18 protein-coding genes are annotated in these 19,181 nt (G+C 65.8%); 5 read left to right on the forward strand and 13 right to left on the reverse strand.

The annotated features are described in order from the left end of the window. The first annotated feature begins 495 nt into the window (after window positions 1-495). On the forward strand, window positions 496-3,642 hold the full coding sequence (gene rne, locus IB261_RS19875; RefSeq protein ID WP_192381310.1) for a ribonuclease E: 3,147 nt from the start codon (window positions 496-498) through the stop codon (window positions 3,640-3,642). Window positions 3,643-3,797: 155 nt separating this feature from the next. On the opposite strand, the gene murB is transcribed toward rne, so the two are convergent. The 8 genes from murB to IB261_RS19915 form a co-directional block, all read right to left on the reverse strand. Beyond that, window positions 3,798-4,817, reverse strand: coding sequence for a UDP-N-acetylmuramate dehydrogenase (murB, locus tag IB261_RS19880; protein ID WP_192381309.1), 1,020 nt, complete (start codon window positions 4,815-4,817; stop codon window positions 3,798-3,800). After that, window positions 4,814-5,278, reverse strand: coding sequence for a low molecular weight protein-tyrosine-phosphatase (locus tag IB261_RS19885; RefSeq protein WP_192381308.1), 465 nt, complete (start codon window positions 5,276-5,278; stop codon window positions 4,814-4,816). The genes murB and IB261_RS19885 overlap by 4 nt, the downstream gene beginning before the upstream one ends. Continuing rightward, entirely contained in the window at window positions 5,278-6,042 is a 765-nt protein-coding gene (gene kdsB / locus IB261_RS19890) for a 3-deoxy-manno-octulosonate cytidylyltransferase (protein ID WP_138214925.1), read from the reverse strand. Before kdsB ends, IB261_RS19885 begins: the two co-directional genes overlap by 1 nt. A gap of 4 nt (window positions 6,043-6,046) precedes the next feature. Then, entirely contained in the window at window positions 6,047-6,232 is a 186-nt protein-coding gene (locus tag IB261_RS19895; protein WP_081519465.1) for a Trm112 family protein, read from the reverse strand. A 66-nt stretch (window positions 6,233-6,298) separates the two neighbouring features. After that, the gene (gene lpxK, locus IB261_RS19900; protein WP_192381307.1) at window positions 6,299-7,297 is read right to left on the reverse strand and encodes a tetraacyldisaccharide 4'-kinase; all 999 of its coding nucleotides are present in this window, start codon (window positions 7,295-7,297) and stop codon (window positions 6,299-6,301) included. Beyond that, window positions 7,297-7,746, reverse strand: coding sequence for a flagellar polar localization protein PocB (gene pocB / locus IB261_RS19905; RefSeq protein ID WP_045211644.1), 450 nt, complete (start codon window positions 7,744-7,746; stop codon window positions 7,297-7,299). The genes lpxK and pocB overlap by 1 nt, the downstream gene beginning before the upstream one ends. After that, the gene (pocA, locus tag IB261_RS19910; RefSeq protein WP_017519262.1) at window positions 7,743-8,378 is read right to left on the reverse strand and encodes a flagellar polar localization protein PocA; all 636 of its coding nucleotides are present in this window, start codon (window positions 8,376-8,378) and stop codon (window positions 7,743-7,745) included. The genes pocB and pocA overlap by 4 nt, the downstream gene beginning before the upstream one ends. Window positions 8,379-8,449: 71 nt before the next feature. After that, window positions 8,450-10,660: a DNA internalization-related competence protein ComEC/Rec2 gene (locus tag IB261_RS19915; RefSeq protein ID WP_192381452.1), complete on the reverse strand. Its 2,211-nt coding sequence runs from the start codon at window positions 10,658-10,660 to the stop codon at window positions 8,450-8,452. Between the two features lie 152 nt (window positions 10,661-10,812). Between IB261_RS19915 and IB261_RS19920 the strand changes: the two genes are divergently transcribed. Next, window positions 10,813-11,343, forward strand: coding sequence for a DUF2062 domain-containing protein (locus IB261_RS19920; protein WP_192224280.1), 531 nt, complete (start codon window positions 10,813-10,815; stop codon window positions 11,341-11,343). A gap of 103 nt (window positions 11,344-11,446) precedes the next feature. On the opposite strand, the gene IB261_RS19925 is transcribed toward IB261_RS19920, so the two are convergent. From IB261_RS19925 to IB261_RS19935, 3 genes are read right to left on the reverse strand one after another with little or no spacing between them, the layout of a single operon-like run. Further along, complete coding sequence (locus tag IB261_RS19925; RefSeq protein ID WP_192381306.1) at window positions 11,447-12,694, reverse strand: lipoprotein-releasing ABC transporter permease subunit; 1,248 nt, start codon at window positions 12,692-12,694, stop codon at window positions 11,447-11,449. A gap of 11 nt (window positions 12,695-12,705) precedes the next feature. Next, a complete protein-coding gene (gene lolD / locus IB261_RS19930) occupies window positions 12,706-13,404 on the reverse strand; it encodes a lipoprotein-releasing ABC transporter ATP-binding protein LolD (protein ID WP_017519266.1) in 699 nt (232 codons plus the stop codon). Further along, a complete protein-coding gene (locus IB261_RS19935; protein WP_151187741.1) occupies window positions 13,397-14,650 on the reverse strand; it encodes a lipoprotein-releasing ABC transporter permease subunit in 1,254 nt (417 codons plus the stop codon). The genes lolD and IB261_RS19935 overlap by 8 nt, the downstream gene beginning before the upstream one ends. Window positions 14,651-14,774: 124 nt before the next feature. Between IB261_RS19935 and IB261_RS19940 the strand changes: the two genes are divergently transcribed. From IB261_RS19940 to IB261_RS19950, 3 genes are read left to right on the forward strand one after another with little or no spacing between them, the layout of a single operon-like run. Further along, window positions 14,775-15,350, forward strand: coding sequence for a PilZ domain-containing protein (locus IB261_RS19940; RefSeq protein WP_192381305.1), 576 nt, complete (start codon window positions 14,775-14,777; stop codon window positions 15,348-15,350). Window positions 15,351-15,364: 14 nt separating this feature from the next. Then, window positions 15,365-15,679: a phosphodiesterase gene (locus IB261_RS19945; RefSeq protein WP_151187742.1), complete on the forward strand. Its 315-nt coding sequence runs from the start codon at window positions 15,365-15,367 to the stop codon at window positions 15,677-15,679. Beyond that, complete coding sequence (locus IB261_RS19950) at window positions 15,676-16,398, forward strand: glycerophosphodiester phosphodiesterase (protein ID WP_192381304.1); 723 nt, start codon at window positions 15,676-15,678, stop codon at window positions 16,396-16,398. Before IB261_RS19945 ends, IB261_RS19950 begins: the two co-directional genes overlap by 4 nt. Window positions 16,399-16,440: 42 nt before the next feature. Here the strand turns inward: IB261_RS19950 and sthA are convergent, their stop codons facing one another. Continuing rightward, window positions 16,441-17,835 (reverse strand): Si-specific NAD(P)(+) transhydrogenase, encoded by a 1,395-nt coding sequence (sthA, locus tag IB261_RS19955; protein ID WP_045211662.1) that lies wholly within the window; start codon window positions 17,833-17,835, stop codon window positions 16,441-16,443. Between the two features lie 210 nt (window positions 17,836-18,045). Further along, window positions 18,046-19,044, reverse strand: coding sequence for an FAD:protein FMN transferase (locus IB261_RS19960; RefSeq protein WP_192381451.1), 999 nt, complete (start codon window positions 19,042-19,044; stop codon window positions 18,046-18,048). Window positions 19,045-19,181 lie beyond the last annotated feature (137 nt).

Consider the following 19,181-nt stretch of genomic DNA (forward strand, 5'->3'; position numbering starts at 1 on the left):
GCGTAATCGCCATCCCCAACCGCCTGCAAACACATTGAACGGACACGAGGCAGTCCCCGGAAGCGTTGCAACGGCCCGAGCGATTCTCGCGCCGACAGCGCCTCGAAACCCAGGCCTTGAGACATGACCACGGCCACCAAGGTAGCCGTGATAAAAGCCAACCCCGCTCCCGGATTCAGCGAGTGGCACCCGGCTCTTAGGGAAATGTGCAGGGCGGAGATGCACAACTGTCGGATTGCGTTGCGTTCATGCCTTGAACGCATGCCTTGAACGTAGACGCACTTATCGTCCGCATCTGACAGCTAATTCCTCCTCCTGATGAGTGCTTGTTCTTACTCGACAAGCAGGAAACGTAGTCGCGGCACAGCAGATTTATCCTGCTGCCGCTGGACACTGGAATGGTCCGCCGTTCCTGAGTACGTGCCTTAGCACCGACCGTGAGAGTCGTGTGTGCCGATCGCCGTTTCCGGTGGCCCCGGAAACCATTGGTACTACATGAAAAGAATGCTGATCAACGCAACTCAACCCGAAGAGTTGCGTGTAGCGCTGGTAGACGGCCAACGCCTGTTCGACCTGGACATCGAGTCCGGCGCGCGCGAACAGAAGAAGGCCAACATCTACAAAGGCCGTATCACCCGCATCGAGCCGAGCCTCGAGGCCGCATTCGTCGACTTCGGCGCCGAACGCCACGGCTTCCTCCCCCTCAAGGAAATCTCTCGCGAGTACTTCAAGAAGAATCCTGAAGGCCGCATCAACATCAAGGACGTCCTGAGCGAAGGCCAGGAAGTCATCGTCCAGGTCGAGAAAGAAGAACGTGGCAACAAGGGCGCCGCCCTGACCACCTTCATCAGCCTCGCCGGCCGCTACCTGGTGCTCATGCCCAACAACCCGCGCGCCGGTGGCATCTCCCGCCGCATCGAGGGTGAAGAGCGCAACGAACTGCGCGAAGCCCTGAACGGCCTGACCGTTCCCGGCGACATGGGCCTGATCGTCCGCACCGCGGGCCTGGGCCGCAGCTCCGAAGAGCTGCAATGGGACCTGGACTACCTGCTGCAACTGTGGGGCGCCATCAAGGAAGCCTCCGGCGAGCGCAGCGGCCCGTTCCTGATCTATCAGGAAAGCAACGTCATCATCCGCGCCATCCGCGACTACCTGCGCCAGGACATCGGCGAAGTGCTGATCGACAGCATCGACGCCCAGGAAGAAGCCCTGAACTTCATCCAGCAGGTCATGCCGCAGTACGCGAGCAAGGTGAAGCTGTACCAAGACAGCGTTCCGCTGTTCAACCGCTTCCAGATCGAGAGCCAGATCGAAACCGCCTTCCAGCGCGAAGTGAAGCTGCCGTCGGGCGGCTCCATCGTCATCGATCCGACCGAAGCCCTGGTGTCCATCGACATCAACTCGGCGCGCGCCACCAAAGGCGGCGACATCGAAGAAACCGCCCTGCAGACCAACCTGGAAGCGGCCGAGGAAATCGCCCGCCAGCTGCGCCTGCGTGATATCGGCGGCCTGATCGTCATCGACTTCATCGACATGACCCCGGCGAAGAACCAGCGCGCCGTGGAAGAACGCGTCCGCGAAGCCCTGGAAGCCGACCGCGCCCGCGTGCAGGTTGGCCGCATCTCGCGCTTCGGCCTGCTGGAAATGTCCCGCCAGCGCCTGCGTCCGTCCCTGGGCGAGACCAGCGGCATCGTCTGCCCGCGCTGCAACGGCCAAGGCATCATCCGCGACGTCGAATCCCTGTCGCTGGCCATCCTGCGCCTGATCGAGGAAGAAGCCCTGAAGGACCGCACCGCCGAAGTTCGTGCGCGCGTGCCGTTCCAGGTTGCCGCCTTCCTGCTCAACGAGAAGCGCAACGCCATCACCAAGATCGAACTGCGCACCCGCGCGCGCATCTTCATCCTGCCGGACGACCACCTGGAAACTCCGCACTTCGAAGTTCAGCGCCTGCGTGACGACAACCCCGAACTCCTGTCCGGCCACGCCAGCTACGAGATGGCCCCGGAAGAGCACGAGGAAGTCCAGCCGGTCAGCGCCACCCGCACCCTGGTTCGCCAGGAAGCCGCCGTGAAGACCGTTTCCCCGCAGAGCCCTGCCCCGCAGCAGGCTGCCACCGAAGCACCGGTCGCTGTCGAAGCCACCAAGCCCATGCCTGAGCCGAGCCTGTTCCAGGGCCTGGTGAAGTCGCTGGTAGGCCTGTTCGCCGGCAGCAAGCCGGAGCCGACCCCGGTTGCCGCCGAGAAGCCCGCAACCGAGCGCAGCGAAGGTCAGGGCGAGCGTCGCAATGGCCGTCAGCAGAACCGTCGCCGCGACGGTCGCGATGGCGGTCGTCGTGATGACGAGCGTAAAGAGCGTGGTCGCCGCGACGAGCGCGGTGAGCGCACTGAGCGCCCGGCTCGCGAAGAGCGTCAGCCGCGCGAAGAACGCGCCGAGCGTCAGCCCCGCGAGGAGCGCCAGCCGCGCGAAGAGCGCGCCGAGCGTCAACCGCGCGAGGAACGCCAGCCGCGTGAAGAGCGCGCCGAACGTCAACCGCGTGAAGAGCGTCAGCCGCGTGAAGAACGCGCCGAGCGCCAGCCGCGTGAGGAGCGTCAGCCCCGCGAAGAGCGTGGTGAGCGCGCCGAACGCCAACCGCGTGAAGAACGCCAGCCACGCGAAGAGCGTCAGCCCCGCGGTGAGCGTGGCGAACGCGCCGAGCGTCAGCCCCGTGAAGAGCGTCAGCCGCGCGAAGACCGTCCGGCTCGCGATGCCGCCGCCCTGGAAGCCGAAGAGCTGCCGAACGAGGAGCTGCTGGATCAACAGGACGACGAAGGTTCGGACGACGAGCGTCCGCGTCGCCGCTCCCGTGGCCAGCGTCGCCGTAGCAACCGCCGCGAGCGCCAGCGCGAAGCCGGCGTGGATGGCGTTGAAGGCGCCGAAGGCGAAGTAAATGCCGAAGGCACTGCTGAACAGGCTGCTTCGGACACCCCGTCGCCTGCTGCCATGGTCGCTGCCGCCGCTACCGCTGTAGCCGTTGCTGAAGCCGCCGCCGAGCAGGAGCAGCCCGCTGCCCAGGCTCAGGCCGAGGCCCAGCCACTGGAGTCCGGCGTGGTTGAAGCCGTACGCACCGAAAGCGCCCTGGAACAGACCATCGAGTTCCTGGCCAAGCCCGCCGAACAGGCTGCCGAGCCGGTAGAAGCTGCCAGCGAGACCGTTGAAGTGGCTGTCGCCGAGCCGGTGGTTGCGGAAGAAGCGTCGGCTCCGGCTGCTGAAACCGTGATCGAAGCCGTCGCCCAGCTGGTCGAAGAGCCTCAGGTGGAAGCTCCGGTGGTTGCCGAGGAAGCTCCGGCTACCACTGCAACTGCTGCCGAAGAAGCTCCAGCCGTTCCGGCCAACGCCACCGGCCGCGCCTCCAACGACCCGCGCGAGCGTCGTCGCCAGGAACGTGCCGCCCGCGAAGCCGCTGCTGCCGCAGCCGCCGCTCCGCAGGCAGAGCAGGCGCCGGTCGTCGAAGCCGTGGTTGAAGAAGCCGCTGTCGTGGAAGCCGAAGTCGTGAACCAAGCCGCTGAAGCCACCGAGCAACCGGCTGCCGAACAGGCTGAAGGCGACAAAGCCGAGAAGACCGAGGAAGAACAAGGCACCGTGGTGGAAAAACACCACAGCTGATAGCTTCCTGATCCGAAAAAGGGGATGCAGCTGCATCCCCTTTTTTATTGCCTGCAATTCGTGGCTTCGGAACGATCCTACAAAAGCCCCGCTCCGAGGAAGCAGACACAAAAAAGGGGATGCCTTGGCATCCCCTTTTCGCATCCGAAGCGAATTCAGTAGAGATTCGGCTCCATCTCCAGCTCCACACCGAAGCGCTGCTGGACATCGTCACGGATACGCTGAGCCAGTACATGCAGCTGCGCCCCTGTGGCGCCGCCGTAGTTCACCAACACCAGCGCCTGCTGGGCGTGCACACCCACCGAACCGTCGCGGAAGCCTTTCCAGCCGGCCTTGTCGATCAGCCAGCCGGCGGCCAGCTTCATCTGCCCATCACCCTGCGGATAGGCCACCAGGTCGCTGTAGCGCTGGCGCAGCACGTCGGTCTGGTCCACCGAAACCACCGGATTCTTGAAGAAACTGCCGGCATTGCCCAGCACCGCCGGGTCCGGAAGCTTCTCGCGGCGGATTGCGCAGATCACTCGCGAGACATCGGCCGGCGTCGGCGCAGTCACGCCCTCCTCCGCCAGACGCTGGCGCACCGGACCGTAGTCCAGATGCAGTTTCGCGACGCGGCTCAGGGCGAAGCGCACCCGCAGGATCAGCCAGCGGCCCGGCTCACGCTTGAAGCGACTTTCGCGGTAGGCAAAGGCGCAGTCTTCCAGGCCGAACTCGCGCAGCTCGCCCCCCTCGCGATCCAGCGCGGTCAAGCCGGCGAACACGTCCTTGATTTCGACCCCATACGCGCCGATGTTCTGCATCGGCGCAGCGCCGACAGTGCCAGGGATCAGGCTGAGGTTTTCCAACCCGCCAAAGCCCTGAGAGAGGGTCCAGCGCACGAAGTCATCCCATACCTCGCCAGCTTCCGCCTCGACCACCACACGCTCGCCGTCGTCACTGACGACACGCACACCACGGGAAGCCATGCGCAGCACCAGCGCCTCGACGTCACGGGTCAGCAACAGGTTGCTGCCGCCACCGATCACCATCAGCGCCAGGCCCTTCTCGGCAGCGGCGGCGATACCGGCGTGCACCTCGGCATCATCATGGGCCTGGGCGAACCAGCGCGCCGCGACTTCGACACCGAAGGTGTTGTAGGGCTTGAGGGAAACGCGTTCTTGCAGTTGCAGCGTCACAGGCGCCCCTTCACTTCCGTCAGCAGGCCGTCGCAGGCCCTTTCCACCAGGTCCAGCACCTGCTCGAAACCGTCTTCGCCGCCGTAATACGGGTCGGGGACTTCATCGACTTCCAGCTCGTAGCGGCGCAGGAACAGGTCCAGCTCCGCCTTGCCGCTGCTGCCGCGAAGATGCTTGAGGTCGCGCAAGTTGGCGTTGTCCATCGCCAGGACCAGGTCATAGCGGGAGAAGTCGGCGACGTTGACCTGTCGCGCCCGCAAGCCCGACAGGTCATAGCCACGGCGCAGCGCAGCGGCGCGGGTACGCGCATCCGGCGCCTTGCCGACGTGCCAGTCACCGGTGCCAGCCGAATCGATCTCGATGCGATCCTCGAGGCCTGCTCCGCGGACCTTCTGGCGGAACACGTCTTCGGCGGTCGGCGAGCGGCAGATGTTGCCCAGGCAGACGAACAGGACCTTCATCAGGCCCCCAGGATGCGCCGGACGCGCTCCAGGTCTTCCGGGGTATCGACGCCGGCCTGCGGCGCCTCCAGGGCGTCAGCCACGTGGATACGCACGCCATGCCAGAGCGCGCGCAGCTGCTCCAGGCACTCGGTATCTTCCAGCCAGCACGGGCCCCAGGCCACGAAGTCGCGCAGGAAGCGCGCGCGGTAGGCGTAGATGCCGATGTGGCGGCGGTACGGCACGTTGGCCGGCAGGCTTTCGCGGTCCACCGCGAAGGCGTCGCGCGCCCAGGGCAGCGTGGCGCGGCTGAAGGTCAGGGCCAGGCCGTTCTTGTCGCTGACCACCTTGACGATGTTCGGGTTGAACAGCGCGGCCGGGTCATGGATTTCTTCGCACAGGGTGGCAATGCCCGCTTCCGGGTGAGCCGCGAGGTTGGCGGCCACCTGGTCGATGATCGACGGCGGCACCAGAGGCTCGTCGCCCTGCACGTTGACCACGATGGCGTCGTCGGCCAGGCCCAGCGCGTCGGCGACTTCCGCCAGGCGGTCGGTGCCGGAGTTGTGGTCGGCACGGGTCAGCACCACTTGGGCACCGAAACCCTGGCAGGCGTCGAAGATACGTTGATCGTCAGTGGCGACCACCACCTGGGTGGCGGAGCTTTTGCCGGCCTGCGCCCAGACGTGCTGGATCATCGGCTTGCCGGCGATGTCCTGCAGCGGTTTGCCGGGCAGGCGGGTGGAGGCGAAGCGGGCGGGAATGACGACGGTATAGGCCTGGGTCATGGCGTTACTTGTCCAGACGCTCGTCGACGTTCAGGGTGCGCGCCTCGCCTTCGAGCATCACCGGAATGCCGTCGCGCACCGGGTAGGCCAGGCCGTCGGTCTTGCAGATCAGCTCGGACTTGTCGTCGGTGAGCTTGAGCGGGCCCTTGCACAGCGGACAGGCGAGGATATCGAGGAGTTTCGGGTCCATGGTGCGTTCCTTGAGCTTGAACAGCGAACAATTTGAATGCGGGCGACGCCGGATTACGACGGCGGATCAGCGGGCGAGCAGGCGCTCGAGCTGAACGTCGAACCAGGCGACGAAGGCCGGCGAGGGCTGCGCTTCGACGGCGAGGTACCACCAGTCGGGCGCGGCGAAGGACCGGCATTTCACCGCGTCCTTCTCGGTCATGACCAGCGGCAGTTCCGGCGTAAAGCGCAGCTGCTCGGCGGTATAAGCCGCATGGTCGGGGAAGGGATGCGGAATCGGCCGCCAGTTTAGCGCCTCGAGCGTTGCGAAGAAACGCTGCGGGTTGCCGATTCCGGCCAGTGCATGCAGCGATTGCCCGTCGGGAAAATGCTCGATGCCACGCCGCTCACCACTGGCCAGGTTGACCAGGGCAGAAGGTCGCAGGACGAAGGAGAAGGCGCCAGGCGGGTCGGACGGTGCGCCGTTGTGCAGCACGGCATCGACTTCGGCCAGTCGCTCGGCCGGTTCGCGCAGCGGCCCGGCAGGCAGGCAGCGGCCGTTGCCCAGGCCACGGGCGGCGTCGATCAGCACCAGCTCCAGGTCGCGGGCCAGGCGGTAATGCTGCAGCCCGTCGTCGCAGAGGATCAGGTCCAGCGGCTCTTCGGCCAGCAGCGCACGCACGGCGCTGGAGCGGTCCGGGTCGATCATCAGCGGCACGCCACTGCGACGCACGATCATCAGCGGCTCGTCGCCCGCCTCTGCCGCCGACTGCTCGGCGCGCACGCGCCAGGGCGTCCGTGGCGGCTTGGCGCCATAGCCACGACTGACCACACCGACCTTCAGCCCGCGGGCGCGGCAGTGCTCGATCAGCCAGAGGATCATCGGCGTCTTGCCGGTGCCGCCCACCGTGACATTGCCGACCACGATGATCGGTACGGGAGCGCGGTAGGCCGGCTTGGCGCCGGAAAGGAAATCCTGCCGGCGGCCCTGGGCGACGCGCCGGTAGAGCAGCTCGAGCGGCCTGAGCAGGGCAAGGGCCGGGTGGCCCTTGTACCAGGCGTCGAGCAGGCGGTCGGAGAGCGCCATCAGGGGGTCTTCTTGTCCGCCCGGGACTCGATGGTGGTGATGCGCAGGTGGGTGAAGCCCAGCTTGCCGGCGGCATCCATCGCGGTGACCACGGACTGGTAGTCCACCTTGCCGTCGGCGGTGATCACCACTGGCAGGCTGTTGTCACCGGCGGACTCACGCTGCATGGCGTTCATCAGGTTTTCCAGGTCATCGCGCGCCAGGCTCTGGCCGTTGAGCGCGTAGTGACCTTCGAGGCTGATGGAGATTTCCAGCTGCTTGATCTCGGTGGCTTCGGGCGGCGTACCGCTGACCGCTTCGGGCAGTTCGACCTTGAGCTGCGACGGCTTGGTGAACGAGGTGGCGACCACGAAGAACAGCAGCAGCACGAAGATCACGTCGATCAGCGACGCCAGGTTGATGAAGACGTCCTCGCGAGCCGCTCCGCCCGCTCTGCGGCGGAATTTCACGCTTTGCCTTCCTCGACGAAATCGACTTCGCGATCGCCCTGGGTCACTTCCACCAGCTTGATGGCTTCCTGCTCCATTGCGATGACCAGTTCATCGACGCGGCGCAGCAGGTAACGGTGGAAGAACACTGCCGGGATCGCCACGATCAGGCCGGCCGCGGTGGTGATCAGGGCCTTGGAGATACCCCCGGCGAGCATCGGCGCATTGGCCATGCCGTCGCCCATGAAGGCGCTGAAGATCTGGATCATGCCGAACACGGTACCCAGCAGGCCGAGCAGCGGCGCCATGGCGGCGATGGTGCCCAGGGCGTTGAGGTAGCGCTCCAGCTCGTGGATGACGCGGGACGCGGCCTCCTCGATGCACTCCTTCATGATCTCGCGACCGTGCTTGGAGTTGGCCAGGCCAGCGGCAAGGATTTCACCCAGCGGGGAAGACGCGCGCAGGTCCTTCAGGGCCTGGCTGTTCATCTTCTTGTCCTTGATCTGCTTCCACACCTGGCCGAGCAGCTGCGGCGGGGCCACACGACTCAAGCGCAGGGTCCAGAGACGTTCGGCGACGATCGCCATGGCAGCGACGGAGCTCAGCAAGATCGGCAGCATCATCCAGCCGCCAGCTTTGACCAGTTCCCACACAGTGGTGAATCCCCTGAAAAAAAGTGGCGCCACTCTAGCACAGGGGCCGTGGCGAACCGACCGCCCGAGGCTCAATTTTCCTGCCAGAAATGTGCGCCTTCCCGCACTCCCCGGACCTCGCCATGGGCACCGAGCGTCAGGGTCAGCGCGCCCTGCTCCGCCGTATCCTGAATCCGGATGCCCAGCGTGCGGAAGCGCTCGACGACCGACGGGTGCGGATGGCCATAGGGGTTGTTGGCGCCACGGGAGATGATCGCGGTGGAGGGCCGGATCGCTCGCAGGAAGGCAAGCCCGGAAGAGCTGCGGCTGCCGTGGTGGCCGGCCAGCAGCCAGTCGACGCGCTCACCCGGATGCGCCGCCAGCCAGGCGAGCTCGGCCGGTTGCGGCAGGTCGCCGGTGAGCAGGATGCGCTCGCCGTTGGCCTCGACTTCCAGCGCGCAGGAGCGGTCGTTGCTCTCGCTGGCGCCTGCCCAGGCCCAGCTGGAGAGGCGAACGCCATCGATTATCCAACCCTCGATGCCACAAGGCCGGCCCTGCAACTGCTCCGGCAAGCGCTCGGGCTCGCCACTGATGACCTGGTCCGGCCGCAGCGAACGCTTCACCGCCATGGCGCCGCCGGCGTGATCGTTGTCCGCGTGACTGAGCATCAGCACGTCCAGGCGCCCGATACCCAGGCTGCGCAGCGTCGGCACCACGACGCGCTCGCCGATATCGAAATCGCCATTGCGCGCCCCGGTGTCATAGAGCCAGACCTGGCTACGCGTACGGATCAGCACCGACAGCCCCTGCCCCACATCCAGCACGCGGATCTCGGCCATGCCCGGTGCGGGCAACGGGACTGTCGGCCAGAACACCGGCAGGAACATCGCCAACCCCAGCGCACGCAATGGGACACCAGCGGGCGCAAGCAGCAGGAGTGCGCCCAGCATCGCCAGCACCAGCGCCCAGATCGGCGCAGCTACCGGCTGCCAGGCGGGCGCCAGCTCGGCCATCCAGCCCAACAGCCGGAACAGCAGTTCCAGCAGGCCGCCCGACACCCAAAGCAGCGTCTCGCCCAGCCAGGGAACGCCAAGCGCCAGGCTCCCCAGCAACGCCAACGGCACGACGACCAATTCGACCCAGGGCACGGCGATCAGGTTGGCAACCACGCCGGAAACACTCAGCGGCAATCCCAGGGCGATGGACGCCGGCAGCAGACCGACCGCCATCAGCCATTGCGCACGCAGCCAGGTACGCCAGGTGGTCCATCTCCCCAGACGCCCCGAGAAGCCGAAGATCAGCAACGCCACCGCTGCATAGGACAGCCAGAAGCCCGGCAACAGCACCACCAGCGGCTCGACCAGCAGCACCGCGAGCAAGGCACCGAGCAAGGGCGTCCATAGCCCACGATGGCGGTAGCGCAGGCGCCACAACAGGACAATGGAGACCATCACGCAGGCGCGCTGCAATGGCACCTCGAATCCCGCCATCAGGCTGTAAGCCCAGGCACCGCTTGCGGCCAGCAGGCAGGCAGAGGGCAGCCACGGGACTCGCGCCGGCCAGCAACCGAAGCGCGCCAGCCCGGCGACCAGTGCATAGAGCAGGCCGGCCAGCAGCGAGATGTGCGAGCCGGAGATCACCATCAGGTGCAGGGTTCCGGTGTCCTGCAGGACTTGCCAGTCCGCCGTGGTCAGCCCGGACGCATCGCCCAGCACCAGCGCGGCGAGCGCCCCGGAGCGCCCATGGGCATCCACCGCCAGCAGTCGTTGCCGCCAGGCTTCGCGCCAAGCGCGCGGGCCGCTGGAAGCCTCCAGGCACTGCCCGTCCTTCACGCTGCCGGTAGCGCCGATGCGCTGGGCGGTGAGCCAGGCTTCATAATCGAACCCCGCGCCATTGGTCATGCCGTGGGGACGCTTGAGCTTCACCGCCAGCCGCCAGCGCTCGCCGCCCTCCACCGGGGGACCGCCGAACCAGGACAGGCGCAGTGTGGCCGGGACCTTCGCGCGAGGGCTGGAGACCTCGGCGAGCTGGAAGCGCACCGATGGCCCGGAGCGATCCGGCAGGCCCTCTACCCTGCCCTCCAGCCACAGCGTACGGCCATCCAGCTCCGGCGCCAGACGATCATCCAGCGCCCACTGCGCCGACTGGCAGGCCCAGGCGAAACCGAGCAGGAACAGGCCGACTAAATAGCCGCGAGTGAACAACAACGGCAGCGCGACCAGCGCGAGAAGCAGCAGAACCCAGCCGGATGGCAGCGCCGGCATCCAGCGCAGCGCCAGCAACCCCAGGGCCAGCGCGAACATCCCTGTACGAGGCAACGGAGCGACTCCCTGACCCCGGCGCAACCGCCGATCCGATTGGTCTGCGGCGGTTACACACGGACATAGTTGGCAACGAATGACTGTCACCTAGCTAGGCATAATGAGCCGTCGTCCGTCTGCCAGAGATTTCCTCCATGCCGCGCCGAATCTTCAAGCGCTACATGCCCGATCCGGAGAGCATCAGGAACCACAAGGGCCTGCGCTTTCTCGGACCGCTGATCCAGTCGCCCAACCTCTGGCACCTGAATCGCCGCTCCGTGTCCCGAGCCATGGGCATGGGGCTGTTCGCCGCGTTCATCCCGATCCCACTGCAGATGCTGCTGGCCGCCTCGCTGGCGGTATGGGTGAGGGCCAACCTGCCGATCTCGGTGGGGCTGGTCTGGCTGACCAACCCGATCACCATGCCGCCGGTGTTCTACTGCACCTACAAGATGGGCGCCTGGATCATGGGCATTCCCGCGCGCGCCCTGCCCGACCACCTGACCTGGGAATGGATCAGCGGCGAGCTGGCGATGCTCTGGCAGCCGTTCCTGCTGGGTTCAGTGATCTGCGGCATCCTGGTGGGCATCCTCGGCTACCTGCTCACCGAGAGCTACTGGCGCTGGTGGATTGGCCGCAGCTGGCGGCGGCGTCGGGCGCTGCGCAACCTGCAGAACGGCCTGTAGACGCAATCGCCGCCTCGGCAATTACGTTTTTTCGTAGAAACGAGCTTGCTCCTACAGGTACAAAAAAGCCGCCCCGAAGGGCGGCTTTTTCATGGGCCGGTGATCACTCGTACCGCAGCGACTCCGCCGGCTGGGTCGAGGCCGCGCGCCAGGCCGGGTAGAGCGTGGCGAGGAAGCTCATCGACAGCGCCGCGACGCAGATCAGCACGATGTCGCTGATCTGCGGGTCGGACGGCAGGTAGTTGATGAAATAGATGTCCGAGTTGAACACGTGGGTGCCGGCGACGCGCTCCAGGGTCGAGACGATGGCGGTGACGTTGTACGCCGCCAGCACGCCCAGCACGCAGCCGATGACGGTGCCGATCAGGCCGATCACCGTGCCCTGCACCATGAAGATCGCCATGATCTGCTTCGGTGTAGCGCCCAGGGTTCGCAGGATAGCGATGTCCGCGCGCTTGTCGGCCACCACCATGATCAGGGTGGCGATGATGTTGAAGGCGGCGACCGCGACGATCAGCAACAGCAGCAGGCCGATCATGGTCTTTTCCATCTTCATCGCGCTGAACAGGCTGCCCTGGGTGTGAGTCCAGTCCACCGAGCGATAGCCATCGCCCAGCTGCTTGGCGATGGCCGCGCCGACTTCCGGTGCCTGGAACAGGTCCTTCAGGGCAATGCGCACGCTCTGCACCTGGCCGGGCTGCCAGCGCATCAGACTGGCGGCGTCGTCCACATGGATCAGCGCCAGGGTGCTGTCCAGCTCGGCGCCGACCTTGAAGATGCCGACCACGTTCAGGCGCTGCATGCGCGGGGTGATGCCGCCAGGCGCGGTGCTCGGCTCGGGGACGATCAGCAGCAGGCTGTCACCGACGTTGACGTGGAAGCGCCGCGCGGTGATCTCGCCGATGACCACGCCGAACTCGGTGGCCTTGAGGTCTTCGAGGCTGCCGCGGACCATGTGCTGGCCGATGATCGACACCTGGGTTTCCAGCGCCGGATCTACGCCATCGACCTCGATGGGTTGCATCATGCCCTTGTAGGAGAGCATGCCGTCGACTTCGGTGTAGGGCACCGCGCCGACGATCTTCGGGTTCTGCTTGGCCACTTCGGCGACGTGCTGCCAGTTGTCCAGCGGGCCGCTGGCCTGCTGCAGCACGGCATGCGGGACCATGCCGAGGATGCGCGAGCGCATTTCCTTCTGGAAGCCGTTCATCACCGAAAGCACCACGATCATGGCCAGCACGCCCAGGGCGAGGCCGATCATCGAGGTCAGGGAGATGAACGAGATGTAGTGGTTGCGTCGCTTGGCACGGGTGTAGCGGGTGCCGATGAAGACGGACAGGGGTCTGAACATTCCGTTATCCCTCAGGCGGCGACCAGCCGGCCCTCCTCCAGGCGCAGCACACGATCCATCTGCTGGGCGAGGTGAGTGTCGTGGGTCACCACCAGGAAGGCAGTGCGCAGGGACTGCGACAGTTCCAGCATCAGCTCCTGGATACCGTGGGCGGTGTGCTGGTCGAGGTTGCCGGTGGGCTCATCGAGGAGTACCAGCTTCGGCGTGTTGACCAGGGCACGGGCGATGGCCACGCGCTGGCGCTCACCGCCGGACAGCTCGGACGGCTTGTGGCTCAGGCGATGGCCCAGGCCCACCCGCTCCAGCAGCGCAGTGGCACGCTGGCGCGCTTCCGGGATCGGCGTCTTGCCGATCAGCAGCGGCATGCAGACGTTCTCCAGGGCGGTGAACTCGGGCAGCAGGTGGTGGAACTGGTAGACGAAGCCCAGCGCACGGTTGCGCAGCAGGCCGCGTTGTTTCTCGTTCAGCGCCGACAGCTGTTCGCCGGCCAGCCAGACGCTGCCGGTGCTGGGCGTGTCGAGGCCGCCGAGCATGTTCAGCAGGGTGCTCTTGCCCGAGCCGGAGCTGCCGACGATGGCCACGCGCTCGCCGGGCAGCAGCTCCAGTTGCACGCCGGAGAGCACTTCGACCGACTGCGGACCTTCCTCGTAGCGCTTGCCGAGGTCGCGGCAGCTCAGGACGGCCTGGTCGTTGGGGGTCGGCTTACTCATAACGCAGGGCCTCCGCGGGCTGGGTGCGTGCCGCACGCCAGGCCGGATACAGGGTGGCGAAGAAACTCAGGATCAGCGCGGCGCTGCACACCAGGATCACGTCCTCGCTCATCAGTTGCGAAGGCAGGTAATCGATGAAGTAGACGTCCGCGTTGAGGAACTTGTGGCCCAGCAGGCGCTCCAGCAGGGCGATGGCGGAGCTGACGTTGAGCGCTGCAAGGATGCCCAGCACGCCGCCGATGAAGGTGCCGATCACGCCGATCACCGTGCCCTGGACCATGAAGGTCGCCATGATCTGCCCCGGCGTGGCGCCCAGGGTGCGCAGGATGGCGATGTCGGCCTTCTTGTCGGTGACGACCATGACCAGGGTGGAAATGATGTTGAACGCGGCGACCGCGACGATCAGCAGCAGCAACAGGCCGATCATGGATTTCTCCATGCGGATCGCCTGGTACAGGTTGCCGTGGCTGCGAGTCCAGTCGCGGGCGAAGTAGTCGTTGCCCTTCAGGGTGCGGGCGATTTCCCAGGCGGTGCGCGGCGCCTGGAACAGGTCGTCGAGCTTCAGGCGCAGGCCTTCGACCTGGCCTTGCTTGAGGCGGCGCATGCGCGCGGCGTCGTCGATGTGGACCATGGCGACGTAGCCGTCCAGCTCGCCGGCGCCGACATGGAAGGTACCGACCACGGTGAAGCGCTTCATGCGCGGGAACATGCCGGCCGGGGTGACCGAGACCTCCGGGGCGATGAAGGTGACCTTGTCGCCCAGCTTCACGCCGAGGTTCTTCGCCGCCTTGTCGCCGATGATGATGCCGAACTCGCCAGGCTTGAGGCTGCTGAGCGAACCCTGCTGGAAGAACTGGTCGATGATCGAGACCTTGCTCTCCTCGTTCGGGTCCACGGCATTGATCAGCACCTTCTGCACCGTGCCGCCTGCGCTGAGCAGGCCCTGCATCTGGATGAAGGGCGCGACTTCCAGCACGTTGGGGTGCTGGGTCTTGATCTGCCCGGCGATGCCCTGCCAGTCGGAGATCGGCTGGTAGGACTCCACCGTGGCGTGGGGCACCATGCCCAGCACGCGGGTGCGCATCTCGTGGTCGAAGCCGTTCATCACCGAGAGCACCACGATCATCACCACCACGCCCAGCGCAAGGCCGATCATGGAAGTGAGCGAGATGAAGGAAACGAAGTGGCTGCGGCGTTTGGCGCGTGTGTAGCGCGTTCCGATGTAGACGGAAAGGGGTCTGAACATGTGGGGCCGAATGAGAAGGTGAAGAGTGCGTCGGGCGTCAGTTCCATCTGGCGTGCGACTTCCGTGTGGCGAGGCCAGGCAGGCGGCTTTACACTCAGACCATCACTGCTGCCGTGGGTTCGCCATGTCCACTCCAGACGCGGATGACCGCCGCGAATACTATCGTATTGAAGACACGCTCGCATTGGAATTTCGCCCGCTGCGCGAGGACGAAATCCAGTCGCAAGAAGTGCTTCAGGATGATTCCGCGCTGTTCAACCTGCTCAGCGACCTGCACCTGACCGACTTCGAGTCGCAGCACCTGCTGCGCCATATCAACGAGCGCGACCGCCCGCTGGCCAGCTACCTGAAGGTGATGAACAAGCGCATCGACCTGATCGCCCAGGCCCTGACCCAGAGCCTGCTCAGCGAGATCGGCCCGGCGCGCAAGGTCTCGCTGTCCGAAGGCGGCATCAATTTCCGCGATACCCAGCCACTGCCGGTCGACCAGGACCTGGCGCTGAAGATCGTCCTGCTCCCCCACGGCCTGGGCCTGCTGCTGCGCGCCAAGGTCACCCATTGCCAGCAGCAGCCCGAGGGCGACTACGAGATCGGCACCGAATTCGAGATGCTCGGCGACGCCCAGCGCCAGTTGCTGGCCCGCCACATCCTCCAGCGCCAGGCGTTGGAACGCCGGCAGGCCAAGGCCCGCGAAGAATGAACCCAGGGATATCCATGCGCCATCTGCTGCTCCTGTTGAGCCTTGTCACCCCGCTGCCACTGCTGGCGGATACCATCGAGATACCCGTGGGCAGCCAGGGCGATCCGCACATCGTGCTGCCGGCCCGCGGTGAAAGCCAGAAGGCCGTGCTGGAACGCTTCGGCCTGCCGGACGAAGAGCACCCGGCGGTGGGCAAGCCGCCCATCTCGCGCTGGGACTACCGCGAATTCAGTGTCTATTTCGAGAGCGGGGTGGTGGTCGATGCCGTCCGCCAGCACCGTTCGCCCTATCTCAAGGACCTTTCACCGACTCCCAAGGAGCCCCAGTGACTCTGATCTATGGCCATCGCGGCGCCAAAGGCGAAGCACCGGAAAACACCCTGAACAGCTTCCAGCGCTGCCTGGAACATGGCGTGAAGCGCTGCGAACTGGACCTGCACCTGTCCCGCGACGGCGAGCTGATGGTGATCCACGACCCGACGCTCAAACGCACCACCGGCCGACGCGGCAAGGTCTCCGAGCAACTGGCGGAGGATCTGGTGAGCATGGACGCCCGCGACGGCGGTCCGGGCTGGGTGCGCCCCTGCCCCATCCCGCGCCTGGCGGAGCTGTTCGAGCGCTGCGAGTTCGAGCACTGGCAGCTGGAGGTGAAAAGCGCATCGAAGGATCGTGCTGGCCGTACGGTGCAGGCGATCCACCAGCTGGTAGGCCGTTTCGGCCTGCGCGACCGGATCACCGTGACCTCGAGTTCGCGCACGGTGCTGCGCGCGCTGGAGGAACTGGCGCCGGAGCTGTCACGCGGGCTGGTGGCCGAGTACGCCTGGCTCGATCCGCTTAAGGTCGCCGCGCACTACGGCTGTGATCTGCTGGCGCTGAACTGGATGCTGTGCACCCCGGAGCGCTTGCTGAAAGCGCAGAAGCAGGGGCTGCATGTGTCGGTGTGGACGGTCAACGAGCCGGCGCTGATGCGCCGGCTCGCTGATTTTGGCGTGGATAGCCTGATCACAGACTTTCCCGGTTTGGCCACTGCCACGATCGGGAATCGCTGAGCAGGTTCCCCCCGACCGGCTCAGGCCGCCGGTCGGGGTACTTCAAAAAATCCGGTTCAGGCCGTCGAACGCCGCTACGCGGTAGGCTTCGGCCATGGTCGGATAGTTGAACGTGGTGTTGACGAAGTACTTCAGGGTGTTCAGTTCGCCCGGCTGGTTCATGATCGCCTGGCCGATGTGGACGATCTCCGAAGCCTGGTCGCCGAAGCAGTGCACACCGAGGATTTCCAGGGTGTCGCGGTGGAACAGGATCTTCAGCATGCCCACCGGCTCGTTGGAAATCTGCGCGCGGGCCATGCCCTTGAAGAAGGCCTTGCCCACCTCATAGGGAATCTTCGCCACGGTCAGTTCCTGCTCGTTCTTGCCGATCGAGCTGATCTCCGGAATGGTGTAGATGCCGGTCGGCACGTCGTTCACGAAGCGCCAGCCATCGTGCTCGACGATGTTGCCGGCAGCCGAACGCCCCTGGTCGTAGGCGGCGCTGGCCAGGCTCGGCCAGCCGATCACGTCACCGGCGGCATAGATGTTCGATACCGAGGTGCGGTAGTTCTCGTCGGTCTCGATCTGGCCGCGGCTGTTGACCTTGATGCCGATGTTCTCGAGGCCCAGGCGGTCGGTGTTGCCGGTACGGCCATTGCACCACAGCAGGGCGTCGGCCTTGATCTTCTTGCCCGACTTCAGGTGCAGGATCACCCCGTTGTCCAAGCCTTCCACGCGCTCGTATTCCTCGTTGTGACGGATCAGCACGTTGTTGTTGCGCAGGTGGTAGCTCAGCGCATCGGAGATTTCGTCGTCGAGGAAGCTCAGCAACTGGTCGCGGGTGTCGATCAGGTCCACCAGCACACCCAGGCCGCTGAAGATCGAAGCGTACTCGCAGCCGATCACCCCGGCTCCGTAGATGATCAGGCGACGCGGGGTGTGGCTCAGGGACAGGATGGTGTCGCTGTCGTAGACGCGCGGGTGGTTGAAGTTGATGTCCGACGGACGATACGGGCGCGAGCCGGTGGCGATGACGAACTGGTCGGCCACCAGGCGCTCCACGGCGCCGCTGGGGGTGACGACTTCGACGGTGCGTTCATCGACGAAACTGGCGGTGCCGTTGAACATGTCGATGCGGTTGCGGGCGTAGTAGCCGGTGCGCGAGGAGACCTGCTTGGAGATCACCCGCTCGGCGCTCTTCAGCACGTCCGGGAAGGAGAACCAGCGCGGCTCGCCGATCTGGCGGAACATCGGGTTGGTGTTGAACTCGATGATCTGCTTCACCGAGTGACGCAGCGCCTTGGACGGGATGGTGCCCAGGTGCGTGCAGTTGCCGCCGACCACGCGACGGCTGTCCACCACCGCCAGCTTGCGCCCGTACTTGGAGGCGTTCATCGCCGCCCCCTCGCCTGCCGGGCCCGTGCCGAGAATCACCACGTCGTAGTTGTAGACAGCCATGCGTACTCCTTCAGAACAGGCCGGGGCGCTCGCTTGGCGCTCCCGGCAAAACCTCGGCACCACATGCGCCGAGGCGGATCGAAATCATTGGCGCAGCTTAGCCCTGCGGCAAAAGGCTGCACATTAGCGGTTGGTCGGCAGGTAGGCGAATTTTGCCGCCACTACATGCCGTTGCCAGCCTGCGGGCCGCCATCATGCCCGCCGAAGCTTTCATTCAGACGACGGAAACAGCGCTTCGAAGCGCGTCGTCGCGCGGGTCACGAAGCCCTCGCCCTGGCGCACGATGAAGAAGGCTGCCAGCCCATTGCGCTCGGCAAAGGTATAGCCCTCCTCCGGTCCCAGCACCATCAGCAGGGTCGACAGGCCGTCGGCGCGCAGGGCCTGGGCTTCCGCCACGGTGACCGCCGCCAGCGCGTGGCGGACCGGCGTACCGGTGCGCGGGTCGAAGGTGTGCGAGTAACGCTGCCCACCCTCCTCGAAATAGTTGCGGTAGTCGCCGGAGGTGGACAGGCCGATGCCATCCAGCGCCACCGAGCGCTCCACCTGCCGCTCGCGCTCGCCGCTGGGCACTTCAAGGGCGATGCGCCACGGCGCACCATCGGACTTGTGGCCCACGGCCTTGAGCTCGCCGGTGATCTCCACCAGGTAATCGGTCAGGCCCAGCTCGGCCAGGCGCGCGCTGACCTGATCCACCGCGTAGCCGGCGACGATACTGTCGAAATCCAGCTGCGCATCGACGTCCTTGCACAGCTGATCGCCGTTCAGTCGCAGATGCTGGTGGCCGACCCGGGCGCGCTCACGCTGCAGGGCAACGGCATCCGGAACCTTCTCACCGCGCGACTGCGGGCCGAAGCCCCAGAGGTTCATCAGCGGCTCGACGGTGAGGTCGAAGGCGCCGCCACTCTGCTGGGAAAGCTGTTCGCCGTAGCGCCAGAGCGCCAGCATGTCCGCCGGCATAGCCATGCAGCTACCGGCTGGGCGAGCGTTGAAGCGCGAAATCATCGAGTCGTCGCGGTAGGTGGAGAACTGCTCGTCCAGGCTCGCCAGGATCGCGTCGACTTCAGCCTTGAGCTTTGCAGTGTCAGGCGCCTTGCCCGTGGTCACGTATTGCACCGTGTAGCTGCTGCCCATGGTCGGGCCACCAAAGCGTTCGACCGACTCCCCGCATCCCGCCAGGGCAGCAACCAGAACAGCCAGCACCAGCCCCATCAACAGCCAGCCTCCACGCAACACTCGGCACCTCCTGCCGTCCATCACCCGCCCAGCGCCGGGCATTCTACCGCAAGCACCCCGAGCCACTGTTTCCGCTCTGGCAAAGGTGCATTACCAAAAGAAAACGGGAGCCG

The sequence above is a fragment of the Pseudomonas sp. PDM20 genome (assembly GCF_014852575.3).
Classification (GTDB): Bacteria; Pseudomonadota; Gammaproteobacteria; order Pseudomonadales; family Pseudomonadaceae; genus Pseudomonas.

Bases quoted from the DNA above. Each gene is read 5' to 3' on its own strand.
- rne (WP_192381310.1), top strand. From the start codon at position 496: ATGAAAAGAATGCTGATCAACGCAACTCAACCCGAAGAGTTGCGTGTA.
- IB261_RS19885 (WP_192381308.1), bottom strand. From the start codon at position 5,278: ATGAAGGTCCTGTTCGTCTGCCTGGGCAACATCTGCCGCTCGCCGACC.
- kdsB (WP_138214925.1), bottom strand. From the start codon at position 6,042: ATGACCCAGGCCTATACCGTCGTCATTCCCGCCCGCTTCGCCTCCACC.
- IB261_RS19895 (WP_081519465.1), bottom strand. From the start codon at position 6,232: ATGGACCCGAAACTCCTCGATATCCTCGCCTGTCCGCTGTGCAAGGGC.
- lpxK (WP_192381307.1), bottom strand. From the start codon at position 7,297: ATGGCGCTCTCCGACCGCCTGCTCGACGCCTGGTACAAGGGCCACCCG.
- IB261_RS19915 (WP_192381452.1), bottom strand. From the start codon at position 10,660: ATGTTCGCGCTGGCCCTGGGGTTGCTGGCGCTGCGCTGGATGCCGGCG.
- IB261_RS19920 (WP_192224280.1), top strand. From the start codon at position 10,813: ATGCCGCGCCGAATCTTCAAGCGCTACATGCCCGATCCGGAGAGCATC.
- IB261_RS19925 (WP_192381306.1), bottom strand. From the start codon at position 12,694: ATGTTCAGACCCCTGTCCGTCTTCATCGGCACCCGCTACACCCGTGCC.
- lolD (WP_017519266.1), bottom strand. From the start codon at position 13,404: ATGAGTAAGCCGACCCCCAACGACCAGGCCGTCCTGAGCTGCCGCGAC.
- IB261_RS19935 (WP_151187741.1), bottom strand. From the start codon at position 14,650: ATGTTCAGACCCCTTTCCGTCTACATCGGAACGCGCTACACACGCGCC.
- IB261_RS19940 (WP_192381305.1), top strand. From the start codon at position 14,775: ATGTCCACTCCAGACGCGGATGACCGCCGCGAATACTATCGTATTGAA.
- IB261_RS19945 (WP_151187742.1), top strand. From the start codon at position 15,365: ATGCGCCATCTGCTGCTCCTGTTGAGCCTTGTCACCCCGCTGCCACTG.
- sthA (WP_045211662.1), bottom strand. From the start codon at position 17,835: ATGGCTGTCTACAACTACGACGTGGTGATTCTCGGCACGGGCCCGGCA.
- IB261_RS19960 (WP_192381451.1), bottom strand. From the start codon at position 19,044: ATGGGGCTGGTGCTGGCTGTTCTGGTTGCTGCCCTGGCGGGATGCGGG.